Origin of the sequence: Embleya sp. NPDC005575, from assembly GCF_040605455.1 — a bacterium.
Classification (GTDB): Bacteria; Actinomycetota; Actinomycetes; order Streptomycetales; family Streptomycetaceae; genus Embleya.
The window spans coordinates 34,090-44,840 of sequence record NZ_JBEXCV010000064.1; the positions used below are offsets into that span (position 1 = coordinate 34,090).

Sequence of the window (10,751 nt, forward strand, 5' to 3'; positions counted from 1 at the left end):
AACGGGCTAATCTGCACCGATGATCACCGTCTCCACTGCCAACGTCAACGGCCTGCGCGCCGCCGCCGGCAAGGGCTTCACCGCATGGCTGAACGCGACCGAGGCCGACGTGGTGTGCCTGCAAGAGGTGCGGGCCACGCCCGAGCAACTCACCGACGAGGTGCGCCACCCCAAGGGGTGGCACGCCTACTACGCCCCGGCGGCGGCCAAGGGCCGGGCCGGTGTGGCCGTGTACAGCAGGGTCGAGCCGACCGCGGTGCGGATCGGGTTCGGGTCGGCCGAGTTCGACGCGGCAGGGCGGTGGATCGAGGTGGACCTGCCCAAGGTGACCGTGGCCAGCCTGTATCTGCCCACAGGGGAGGCGGAGACGCCCAAGCAGGAGGAGAAGAACCGCTTCATGGCCGACCTGGTCGCCCATCTGAAGGTGATGCGGGCGACGGCGGCGATCGGCGGGCGCGAGTCGTTGGTGTGTGGGGACTGGAACATCGCGCATACCGAGCACGACATCAAGAACTGGAAGGGCAACGTCAAGAAGTCCGGCTTCCTGCCGGAGGAGCGGGCCTGGCTCGACGCGTTGTTCGGCGCGGCCGACTGGCATGACGTGGTCCGCCGGATCCACCCCGACGGCCCTGGGCCGTACTCGTGGTGGTCCTACCGAGGCAAGGCGTTCGACACCGACGCGGGCTGGCGGATCGACTACCACGTGGCGACGCCCGCACTGGCGAACGCGGCCGTCACCGCCGCGGTCGAACGCGCCGACACGTACGCGGAGCGCTGGTCCGACCACGCGCCGGTAACCGTGGCCTACGACATCTGAGCCGCCCGCGACGGCCGAGCCCGCGGCGAGCCCACCCCGGATCGCCCGCGAGACCGGTTCGGCCAGTGGGCCCGATCAGCGATCCCGCTCCCGCGATCGGAGGGCGCGCTGTTCGGGGTCGTCGCGGTCACCCGCTCACCCGCTTACCCGGACAGCCGGGCGGCGGGGACCGTGGTCGTGGGGTCGCCGGACCGGTCCCCTGCCATGTCGAGTGCCGAGGTGGGGTGGCTCCAGCGGGACTTCCGCCGGCAGCGCTCGCAGCACCAGTGCGTGGTCGGCATCGCCATCAGCTCGGCCATGCGCTCGCGTGTCTCGTGGTCGGCCGGTGTGTACACCACCATCCGGGTCTCCGGCACGCTCAGCCCCAGCCGGGTGCCCGCGAAGTCCATCCGGCCCAGCTGGTTGTGCACGATCCGCTTGATGTGCCGGTTGCCCGAGCCGACCTCGCGGCGCGCCCACAGTCGGGCGAACTCCGGGCTGCAACTCGCCAGGCGTTGTACGAACGACTCCCACTCCGGTTCGCCCACGTGCCGGGCGAACGACGCCTGCAACTCGGCGACCATGCGCGGCTCCTCGAAGTCCCGGTCGAGGAACGGGTTGCACTCGTCGGGCGACATGAACGTGGCCCAGAGCACGTTGCGTTCGTTGACCGGTTGCTCGACCAGGCCTGGAAACACCTTGTGATACGCCTCGTTCCAGGCCAGCACGTCGTAGCGGGCGTTGTACACGGCGGTCGGATTGGGGACCAGGCCGTCGAGGATCTCCCGGATCTCCACCGGCAACGTCGCCCCCGACTGCGCCTCGATCTCCCAGGGCACCTGCGCGAGTCGGTACAGGTGGGTGCGCTCGGCCGGGTCGAGCCCGAGGGTGCGGGCCACCGCGTCCAGCACCTGCACGCTCGCGTTGATCGGGCGACCCTGCTCCAGCCACGTGTACCAGGTCACCCCCACGCCGGCGAGCATCGCGACCTCCTCGCGGCGCAAGCCGGGCGTGCGTCGGCGCAGGCCCGGCGGCAGGCCGACATCCTCCGGGGTCCGGCGTTCGCGCCTGCTGCGCAGGAACGCGCCCAGTTCGGTGCGTCGGCTCGCGGTGTTGGTGCTCATGCGGCCATCCTCGTACCTGCTGCGATTGGCTGCCAGGTGCTTTCGGTACCAGGATCGACAGGCTCTCGGCAACAGGACCCGCCCGCCCGCACGCTCCTGGCATGACCACCACGACCGCGGCGCCGGACACGGCGCGACGCGCCCATCCGCTGCTGCTGACCGCACTGCTCACCGCCCAGTTCATGGCGTTGCTGGACACCTCCGTCGTCAACGTCGCCGGCCCCACGATCCGTACCGACCTGGACACCAGCGGTGCGGGACTGCAACTGGTCATCTCCGGCTACACCGTCGTCTACGCGATGCTGATCGTCACCGGCTCGCGGCTCGGCGGCCGGCACGGCTTCCGTCGGGTGTTCGGCGCCGGCCTCATCGTCTTCACCGTTGCGTCGCTGCTGTGCGGCCTGGCCTGGGACGACACCTCACTGATCGCGGCCCGCGCGGTCCAGGGCGGCGGCGCCGCGCTGATGGTGCCCCAGGTGCTCAACCTGATCCAGGCCACCTACGCCGGCGCCGACCGGGCCCGAGCGATGGGTCGGTATGCGGCGACCATCTCGGGCGGCATGGTCGCCGGCCAGGTGTTGGGCGGACTCCTGGTCAGCGCCGACCTGTTCGGACTGTCCTGGCGGCCGGTGTTCCTGATCAACATCCCGGTCGGGATAGTGCTGTACGTGCTCGCCCGCCGGGTGTTGCCGGCCGGTGGGACCCCTGCGGCACGCGGCCTGGACGTCCCGGGCCTGGCGTTGCTCGCTCCCGCGTTGCTCGCTCTGGTCGTCCCGCTGGTGATGGGACACGAGTTGGACTGGCCGACCTGGGGTTGGTTCAGCCTGGGCGCCTGCGCGGTGCTGTTCGCGCTCTTCGCGATCGTCGAACGACGTGTGTCGGCGCCGCTGATTCCGATTGCGCTGCTGCGGGTGCCGGGCGTGGTGGCGGGTGCGGTCACCCTGTTGTTGGTGATGACGGCGTTCGGTGGGCTGATGTTCGCCACCGCGCTGTACGTGCAGAGCGGTCTGGGCTACAGCGCGTTGGAGGCGGGGCTGACCTTCATCCCGTCCTCGGTCGTGTTCGCGACGGTGTCGTTGCGGTGGCAGCGGTTGCCCGCGGCCTGGCATCGGCGGTTGCCGACGATCGGGATGCCGATCGGTGCGCTCGGGTTCGCGGCCACCGGGTGGGCGTTCGGCACCGGGCAGCCGCTGGTGGTGATGCTTGCCACGATGATCGTGAGCAGCTTCGGCCTGGGCGTCGCGTACAGCCCGGTGATGATGCTCGCGCTGCGCCGGGTTCCGCTGCCGCGGGCGTCGGACGCGTCCGGACTGATGGTGACGATGATCCAGCTCGGGCAGGTGCTCGGGGTGGCCGCCTTCGGCACGCTCTACCTGTCGGTGGGTACCGACTTCCACCACGCGGGCGAACTGACGGCGTGGGCCATCGCTGCGACGGCGCTGGTCACCACGGTGCCGGCGGCCCGGTTGGGGCGGTGACCGGGAGCCGGGCCCCGAGCCGCGATCGCCGCGCCCGCGCCCGGAGTGGCGTTCAGGCGGTATCCGCCGCGGCGTCCGCCGCGTCCTGGGCAGCCAGGACGCGGTGGTCGTGTTCGACCGACCAGGCGCCGAGTGCGCGGAACGGGACCAGGAGGGTCTCGCCCAGGTCGGTCAGCGCGTACTCGACGCGCGGCGGAGCCTCGGCGGATGACCAGGCCGTGGTATTCCAGCCGGCGCAGCGTCTCGTTGAGCACCTTGGCGCTGATCCCGCCGATCTGCGCGGCCGGCGTGCCCGGCCGCATCGGGCCGTCGGCCAGTGCGTAGACGACCACGCTGTTCCAGCGATTGGTGAGCAGGTCGAAGCCGATGCGGGCGCGGCAGTCGGCGACGTACTCGCCCTCGTGGTCGGTCATGGGGCCATTGTGGTTCGGCCGATGGATACCGGATGGTGCGTATCGGCTTGTGGTGCGGTCGATGGTGACCGAATGGTGCGTTTCGGCCTGTCTAGCTTCGAGGGGTGGGGGTTCGAGGACCCGGCGGTACCGCGTCCACCCGCTGGGGTTCGAGGACCCGTGGGCGTGCGACGACTCGGCAGGAGTGTGCCGCCGTGCCCTATGGGCCCTCGCTCAGATACTCGATCAAAACCGGTACGTGGCTGTGCTCCGGGTCGCGGACGGCGGTGAGCAGGGTGAGCCGGCCGCCGCCCGCCCGGGTGAGCAGTGCGGTGCGGGCCGCGTGCGCCGGCGCGGCGTCGAGTTCGTCGCGGTAGCGGGCGCGGAAGACCTCGTCGGCCGGGCCGCCGGCGTGCCAGGCCCGGCGCAGCTCGGTGGACGGGGTCAACTCCTTGGGCCATGCGTCGAGATGAGCGTCCGCCTTGGCGATCCCGCGTGGCCACAGCCGGTCGACCAGGACGCGCAGGCCGTCGTCCGGATCGGCCGGCTCGTATACCCGGCGCACGGTGATGGTGGGTCCGCCGGTCGTGTTGCGCCGAGCCATGGTGCCTCCCGCTCGTGTGGTGATCGGTGGCCTGTACCCGACTCGCGGCGATCTCACCGTCGGGCCGGCCCGGTACCCGATTCAGTACGCGATGCCCACCGGTCGGCGGTAGGTCGCCGGGTCGTCCAGGACCGCGAGCATGCCGTGCGCGAGGTCGGCCCGGGCTATGGTGCTGCCGCGTGGGACGCTGCCGCCGATGTGGGTGCGGTAGGTGCCGGTGCCGGTGCCATTGGTGAGCTTCGGTGGCCGCATGGTGGTCCAGTCGGCGTCGCTGAGGGCCAACTCGGCCTCCATCGCCGCCAGGTCCGCGTACACCGCCTTGAGCATCGCGCGCAGGATCGGGATCAGAGCGCCGCGTACGAAGACCGAGTCCTCGCGTGGCGTCGGGCCCACCGGCGCCGCGCTGATCGTCACCACGCGTCGTACACCCGTGTCGGCCATCGCGGCCAGGATCGCGGTGGTCGCCGCCGTTGCGATGCCGGGGCTCTTGCGGTTGCGCGGTCCGATTCCGGACAGCACCGCGTCGCGGCCCTCGATGGCCTCGCGCAGCTCGGCCGGGTTCGTCACGTCCGCCCATACGACCTCGATGTTCGGGTGTTCGAAGGCGGGTCGGGACGGCGCCCGGACCACGGCGGTGATCTTGTGTCCGGCGGCTGCGGCGTGACGCAGTACGTGTTCACCGGTGGCACCGGTCGCTCCGAGGACGGTGAGCCTCATGTTCTGCCTCCCGAGGTGGGTGAGTATTCACTCACCTCCATATGGTGAATACTTGCTCACCACTACGTCAAGTCCGGGAGACGGACCGCCTCGAACCCCATCGGAGGCACCCGAAACCCCCGGATCGGACCACCCACGACGAACGGACGACCGCCTCCATGCCGCACTCGCCCCGCCCCGAACCCCAGCAGCGGGAGCCGCACTCGGCACCGGCCGAGGGGCCGCGACAGGTCGTGCCCACCCGGCAGCGGATCCTGGACGCCGCCGAGCACCTGATGCGCACGCTCGGCCTCGCGCGGACCACGACCAAGGAGATCGCGCGCGCCGCCGGCTGCTCGGAGGCCGCGCTGTACAAGCACTTCACCGGCAAGGAGGAGCTGTTCGTCGCGGTCCTCCAGGAGCGACTGCCGCCGCTGGGACCGCTGCTCGCCCAACTCGCCGAAGAATCAGAGGAGTTCGAGAAGTCGGACGGGTTGGACGGGTCCGAAGATTCCGGCGGGTCCGGCGGGTCCGGCGGGTCTGCGGAGTCCGGCGCCGACGGGGTCGAGCGGCGACTGGCGGCGATCGCGAGCCGGGCCGCCGAGTTCTACGAGCAGAGCATGCCGATCGCCTCGTCGTTGTTCGCCGAACCCGCGCTGCTGCACCGCCACCGCGAGGCGCTGCGCGGCATCGGTGCCGGCCCGCACGTCCCGCTGCGCCTGCTCGCCGCCTACCTCACGGTCGAACGCGACCGGGGCCGGATCGACCCGGACGCCGACCCGGACGCGGCCGCCGCGCTGCTGCTCGGCGCGTGTTACCAACGGGCGTTCCTACGGCACTTCATGGGCGTCGAGGACGGCCCGACGGTGGCCGAGTTCGCCGCGAGCACGGCTCGTACCCTGATCCGAGGCATCGCACGCTCCTGACCGGAGGCGGGCCCGGGGCCGGTACGCAGCGGACCGCGCCCGAAGACGCGGGTGCCGTGTCGGTGTGGGCTGCGACACTTCCGGCGAGGAGTGGGTCGCCTGGTCGGGGCGACCTCCTATCGTGCGCGTATGGAATTGAAACAAGAGATGATCACGATCGACTGCGCCGATCCGAGCACTCTGGCCGCCTGGTGGGCGAACGCGCTGGGGGTGGAGATCGCCGAGGACTTCGGCGAGTTCGTAATCGTCGCGGCCCAGCCCCTGGTCCTGGGTTTCCAGCGGGTGCCGGAGGATCGGGTCGGCAAGAACCGGGTGCACGTGGACTTCTCCACGCCGGACCGCCCGGCCGCGGTCAAGCGGTTGGTGGCTCTGGGTGCGACGGTGGTGGCCGAGCGCGATGCGCCGGGGCTGAACTGGACCACGATGCAGGACCCCGCGGGCAACGAGTTCTGCGTCTCGGGCTGAACGCGGACGGCGATGTCGGCGGCTCGGCCCAGCCGTTACGTCCAGGCGGTGGGTGCCGACGACCGACAGCAGCCGCAGCGCCTCCTCGGCAGGCGGACCGGGCGCCGCGGTGTGGATCACCACGCGCCGGACGCGGTCCGCGACTTGGCGGACGTGGACGACGTACGCGCCGCCGTGGACCGCGCCGTGTACCTGTAGGGCCGGCTGGACGCCGCCTTCGACAACGGCGCGACGGGCATCCCGCCCGGCCCGATGGACCGGGTCCTTCGGGCGGCGGGCCGTTCGCTCAGGGGTGGGCGCGCAGATAGCGGCCGCGCGAGAGCTCGGTGACCAGGACCGGGCGACCGTGCGCGGGGACGGTGGTGCGGCGCTCCTCGGTCATGCCCAGTTTGCCCATCACCTTGATGGATGCGGTGTTGTCCACGTGGCAGACGGAGACCAGGCGTGGCACCCGGGCGTACTCGAACGCGAACCGGAGCACCTCGAAGGCGGCCTCGGTGGCGATGCCGTGACCCCAGTACGGGCGGGCCAGCCGCCAGCCGATCTCCACGGCGGGCAGTACCTCGGGCAGGAACTCCGGTACGGCCAGGCCCACCCAGCCCGCGAGCGCGCCGGCCGGGCCCGGTTCGGCGGTGCGCAGTTCGACCGCGAACAGGCCGAAGCCGCGGGTCTCCCACGCGAGTTCGTACGCGGCCAGGGCAGCGGCGCTCTGCTCGGGGGTACGTGGCAGGCCGTCGCCCACGTGGCGCATCACCTCGGGGTCGGCGTTCATCGCGGTGAGCGCGGGCAGGTCGTCGTCACGCCAGCGGCGGAGCAGGAGACGGTTTGTTTCGATCATCGGACCATCCTGCCCGAATGTGGCGCAGAGCCCGAGTGGTCGGGTGTTGCCGCGGCCCGCAGCGGGGTCAGGACCGCGACCTGCGGCGAGGCTCGAACCGCGGCGCGAACGACAGCCCGCATCGCGGCCCGAATCGAGGTTCAATGCGATGTCCGATTCCCGCCGGACGAAGCGCCCGCCATCGCGCACAGTGGAACCCGGAAGCACCTGTGATCAGTGCACGCGGCATCCGGCCACTGCACGCGGGAAGGAAGCGCTCATGACCGTCCACACCACCCTCGACAGCCCCCTCGGCGAGCTGCTGCTGATCGGCGACGTACGCCCCGACGGCACGCTCGCGCTGACCTCGCTGTCCGTGCCGGGCCAGAAGGGCGGCGCCGCCGCGGCCGCCGACTCGCGCCCGGACCCGGCCGTGTTCGCCGAGGTGGTCCGCCAACTCGACGCCTACTTCGCGGGCGACCTGCACGACTTCGACCTGCCGATGGCATCGCGCGGCTCGGCCTTCCAGGAACGCATCTGGGCCGCGATCGACGAGATCCCGTACGGCACCACCACCACGTACGGTGCGATCGCCGAGCGGGTGGGCACCTCGCGGGCGGGAGTGCGTGCGGTCGGTACCGCGATCGGCGCCAACCCGCTGCTTCTGGTCCGGCCGTGCCACCGGGTGATCGGCGCGGACGGCGCGCTGCGCGGGTACGCCGGCGGCCTGGAACGCAAGGAGTACCTGCTCGCCCACGAAGGCGCCATCCTGGCACGGGTGCGGTGAGTGCCGTGGACACGCTGTTCGCCACAGAGCCGGCCGCCGGCACGGAACTCGCCGCGCGCGTGGACGAGCACGGCCACGCGCTGACCCACCGGATCCTGGACCCGGACGCCTGTCGCGAGATCGCCGAGCTGTACGACCGCCCGGAGCTCTTCCGGGCCACCATCGACATGGCCCGACATCGGTTCGGCTCCGGCCGGTACCGCTACTTCGCCGCACCCGTGCCCGAGCCGATCGCGACGCTGCGCGCGTCCTGCTACCCGCACCTGCTGCCGATCGCTCGCGCGTGGGCCGAGCGCCTGGGGCGGCCCGCACCCTGGCCGGACACCCTGGAGGAGTGGCTGACGATGTGTCATGCGGCAGGCCAGACCCGGCCGACGCCGATCCTGCTGCGCTACGGACCGGGAGACTGGAACGCGTTGCACCGGGATCTGTACGGCGACCTGGTCTTCCCGCTCCAGGTGGTGATCGGCCTGGACGAGCCCGGAGTCGACTACACGGGCGGCGAGTTCCTGATGGCCGAGCAGCGCTTTCGGGCCCAGTCGCGCGGCACCGCGATCAGCCTGCCGCAGGGGCACGGGTTGATCTTCACCACTCGGGATCGCCCGATCCGCTCGGCCCGCGGCTGGTCGGCGGCGCCGATGCGGCACGGCGTCAGCACCGTGCACACCGGGCTGCGCCGTACTCTCGGATTGGTCTTCCACGATGCGGCGTGAGGTGAAGTACACGCTGATCGGGCCGGACGGGCGGCCCTACCGCAGCGTCACGCCCGGCACACTGGGCGGCACCACCAACGGTCGGCTGTACGGGCGGTTGGATTGCCGCAGTGCACTGCGAGCGATCGCGCTCGGCGGCTATGTCGCGAGTCGGGTGTTCTTCGCCGACGAGGCCGCCGCGATCGCGGCCGGGTTCCGGCCGTGCGCGGTGTGCCTGCCGGCGGCCTACGCCCGCTGGCACGGGCGCCCGCCGGCGCCGCACACCGATGCCGAACTGGCCGAGCTGCTGGGCAGGTTGGCCGGTTGCCGGACGTTGGCGATCGGGCACGGGCGAGACCGCGCCTCGACCGCCGCAGCGCATGCGCTCGCGGCGGCCTGGCCGGGCGAGGTGGTGGCGCTCGTCTCGTGGCCGGAGCAGGCCGCCTCGTGGCTGCGCCCGGCGTTGCGGCTGACCGCACAGGCTCCGGACGCGTGGGTGGTGGCGGGTGCGGCACCGGGCTGGGCGGGCATGCGTGACCGTTTGTTGCGCAGCACCGACTGGGATCCGCAACGCACGTACGCCTTCGCCTCGTTGACGGACGCGATCACCGATACCGGTCGGGACGACGGGCCCTGGTAGGCGGCGACCCGGCCGGTTTGAGGATGGCCGGGTCGGTGCCGACTACCGTTTCGCGTACCGGACCTGCTCGAACGGCCAGTGTTCGGCCAGCCACGCGGAGACCTCGCGGTACACCGGCCCGTCGAGTTCGGCCCGGTCGGCCCGGACCCAGGAGCGCACCGAAGTGACGGCGGGGTCGTCCCGGTCCGGGTAGATGTAGACGCAGCCGATCACGTCGTAGTCGCCGGCGTTGCCACCGTTGTCGAGCACGGTGTACGTGAAGCCGGTGCGCTTGGTGAAGTCGTCGGAGTGTTCTACCAGATCGCGCAGATTTTCTTCCGCGGTCAGCCCGTCGAGCGGCGGCCAGTGGCGATCGACGAAGCCGGGGGTGGCCCGGATGTGTTCGATGCTCGACGACCACGCGGCCAGATCGGCCCGGTTGTGCCGGGCGGCCAGCGGTTCCAGTCGGAAGGACGGTGTGCTCGGCGCCGCCGGAACGACGAACTCCGCCGGGACGAAGGTGGGTTCAGCCATGGCGGGAGCCTACGCGGAGGGATTCGGCCGGGCGACCGCGGGTCGTTCGAATTCGGCGGTCAGTGCGGCGGACTCGCGTCACTGCGCGAGGGGTGTGGGGCGGCGTTCGTCACGGCCGTCGTGAGTGCCTCGACCAGCGGGATCGGTGCGGTGTCGGCCGCCGGTGGGTACACCAGCAGCGTTCCGTCGGCCGCGACGCCGAAGCAGTCGCCGGCGCGGTCGGTGCGGGCGGCCTCGTCGGGGTCGAGCAGGATCGGCGGGCCCGCGCGAAGGACCCGGGTGTCCGGGGTCAGGCCGGCGCGGAGCACAGCCGCGCGCAGTGCGTTGGCCCGGCCGGGGTGCGAGTTGCGCAACCAGACCTCCTGAGCCTGTACGGCGCCGCGCTCCAGGAACGGCCGACCCGCGCGGTCGAGTGAGAACAGGTCCAGGACCGGTCGACGGCGATCCACGACGCCCGGCCGCCGGCGGATGAACCGGGACAGCCCCCGCGCGGGCGGGTATCCGAAGACCGGCAGCGTCGCGATACCCCGCCTGTCGAACTCCGCAGCCGTCGCGGCCAGGAGCAGCTCGATGCGTTCGATGATCCGGGCCCAGTCCGCAGGTCGCCCCGCGGCCGGTGTCGCGCCGGCTGCGGCTGCCGGGTCCGCCAACCGCTTGCGCTCCGCCTCGATGTGGGCGTCGAAGTCGCTCATGGCGGCAACCTACCGGCGCGAACCCGCCGGCGGACGGCCACCGAGGTCGATGGATCGGAGGCCCGGCCCGCCTTGGTGCGGCGGCCGTCCGCCGCCCGGCTCGGCGGGCTGCCCCGCCTCGGCCCGGCG

Annotated in this window: 13 protein-coding genes and 3 pseudogenes; 8 read left to right on the forward strand and 8 right to left on the reverse strand. The window is 71.9% G+C overall.

Features of this window, described 5'->3' with window-relative positions; genetic code table 11:
• Positions 1–19 precede the first annotated feature (19 nt).
• Positions 20–817: an exodeoxyribonuclease III gene (locus tag ABZS54_RS22060; protein WP_355538538.1), complete on the forward strand. Its 798-nt coding sequence runs from the start codon at positions 20–22 to the stop codon at positions 815–817.
• 143 nt (positions 818–960) lie between these two features.
• Here the strand turns inward: ABZS54_RS22060 and ABZS54_RS22065 are convergent, their stop codons facing one another.
• Positions 961–1,920 carry a helix-turn-helix transcriptional regulator gene (locus tag ABZS54_RS22065; protein ID WP_355538541.1) on the reverse strand — a complete coding sequence of 320 codons (960 nt, stop codon included), beginning with the start codon at positions 1,918–1,920 and terminating at the stop codon, positions 961–963.
• A 101-nt stretch (positions 1,921–2,021) separates the two neighbouring features.
• Between ABZS54_RS22065 and ABZS54_RS22070 the strand changes: the two genes are divergently transcribed.
• Positions 2,022–3,398 (forward strand): MFS transporter, encoded by a 1,377-nt coding sequence (locus ABZS54_RS22070; protein ID WP_355538544.1) that lies wholly within the window; start codon positions 2,022–2,024, stop codon positions 3,396–3,398.
• A gap of 52 nt (positions 3,399–3,450) precedes the next feature.
• On the opposite strand, the pseudogene ABZS54_RS22075 reads toward ABZS54_RS22070, so the two are convergent.
• The 3 genes and pseudogenes from ABZS54_RS22075 to ABZS54_RS22085 all read right to left on the reverse strand — a co-directional run bounded on the left by ABZS54_RS22075 (position 3,451) and on the right by ABZS54_RS22085 (position 5,111).
• Positions 3,451–3,811: pseudogene (locus ABZS54_RS22075) on the reverse strand (helix-turn-helix domain-containing protein).
• 199 nt (positions 3,812–4,010) lie between these two features.
• Complete coding sequence (locus ABZS54_RS22080) at positions 4,011–4,394, reverse strand: DUF488 family protein (RefSeq protein WP_355538547.1); 384 nt, start codon at positions 4,392–4,394, stop codon at positions 4,011–4,013.
• Positions 4,395–4,475: 81 nt separating this feature from the next.
• Positions 4,476–5,111, reverse strand: coding sequence for an NAD(P)H-binding protein (locus ABZS54_RS22085; protein ID WP_355538550.1), 636 nt, complete (start codon positions 5,109–5,111; stop codon positions 4,476–4,478).
• Between the two features lie 158 nt (positions 5,112–5,269).
• Here ABZS54_RS22085 and ABZS54_RS22090 point away from each other — a divergent pair, with 158 nt between their 5' ends.
• Together ABZS54_RS22090 and ABZS54_RS22095 are read left to right on the forward strand one after the other, a co-directional pair.
• Complete coding sequence (locus tag ABZS54_RS22090) at positions 5,270–6,016, forward strand: helix-turn-helix domain-containing protein (RefSeq protein ID WP_355538553.1); 747 nt, start codon at positions 5,270–5,272, stop codon at positions 6,014–6,016.
• A 129-nt stretch (positions 6,017–6,145) separates the two neighbouring features.
• The gene (locus tag ABZS54_RS22095) at positions 6,146–6,481 is read left to right on the forward strand and encodes a VOC family protein (RefSeq protein WP_355538556.1); all 336 of its coding nucleotides are present in this window, start codon (positions 6,146–6,148) and stop codon (positions 6,479–6,481) included.
• Between the two features lie 36 nt (positions 6,482–6,517).
• Here ABZS54_RS22095 and ABZS54_RS22100 read toward each other — a convergent pair.
• Positions 6,518–6,625, reverse strand: a pseudogene (locus tag ABZS54_RS22100) (transcriptional regulator); the annotation flags it as partial.
• Between ABZS54_RS22100 and ABZS54_RS22105 the strand changes: the two are divergent.
• Positions 6,617–6,745, forward strand: a pseudogene (locus ABZS54_RS22105) (short-chain dehydrogenase); the annotation flags it as partial. The pseudogenes ABZS54_RS22100 and ABZS54_RS22105 overlap by 9 nt on opposite strands.
• Before the next feature lie 22 nt (positions 6,746–6,767).
• Here ABZS54_RS22105 and ABZS54_RS22110 read toward each other — a convergent pair.
• Positions 6,768–7,319, reverse strand: coding sequence for a GNAT family N-acetyltransferase (locus ABZS54_RS22110; protein WP_355538559.1), 552 nt, complete (start codon positions 7,317–7,319; stop codon positions 6,768–6,770).
• A gap of 259 nt (positions 7,320–7,578) precedes the next feature.
• On the opposite strand from ABZS54_RS22110, the gene ABZS54_RS22115 reads away from it, so the two are divergent.
• The 3 genes from ABZS54_RS22115 to ABZS54_RS22125 are packed head-to-tail and all read left to right on the forward strand — an operon-like array spanning position 7,579 to position 9,417.
• The gene (locus ABZS54_RS22115) at positions 7,579–8,085 is read left to right on the forward strand and encodes a methylated-DNA--[protein]-cysteine S-methyltransferase (protein ID WP_355538562.1); all 507 of its coding nucleotides are present in this window, start codon (positions 7,579–7,581) and stop codon (positions 8,083–8,085) included.
• On the forward strand, positions 8,082–8,798 hold the full coding sequence (locus tag ABZS54_RS22120) for a 2OG-Fe(II) oxygenase (RefSeq protein WP_355538565.1): 717 nt from the start codon (positions 8,082–8,084) through the stop codon (positions 8,796–8,798). Before ABZS54_RS22115 ends, ABZS54_RS22120 begins: the two co-directional genes overlap by 4 nt.
• The gene (locus ABZS54_RS22125; RefSeq protein WP_355538568.1) at positions 8,788–9,417 is read left to right on the forward strand and encodes a hypothetical protein; all 630 of its coding nucleotides are present in this window, start codon (positions 8,788–8,790) and stop codon (positions 9,415–9,417) included. The genes ABZS54_RS22120 and ABZS54_RS22125 overlap by 11 nt, the downstream gene beginning before the upstream one ends.
• A gap of 42 nt (positions 9,418–9,459) precedes the next feature.
• Here ABZS54_RS22125 and ABZS54_RS22130 read toward each other — a convergent pair whose 3' ends face one another.
• Both ABZS54_RS22130 and ABZS54_RS22135 read right to left on the reverse strand, forming a co-directional pair.
• Positions 9,460–9,930 carry an N-acetyltransferase gene (locus tag ABZS54_RS22130; RefSeq protein ID WP_355538571.1) on the reverse strand — a complete coding sequence of 157 codons (471 nt, stop codon included), beginning with the start codon at positions 9,928–9,930 and terminating at the stop codon, positions 9,460–9,462.
• Positions 9,931–9,989: 59 nt separating this feature from the next.
• Complete coding sequence (locus ABZS54_RS22135) at positions 9,990–10,622, reverse strand: hypothetical protein (protein ID WP_355538574.1); 633 nt, start codon at positions 10,620–10,622, stop codon at positions 9,990–9,992.
• Positions 10,623–10,751 lie beyond the last annotated feature (129 nt).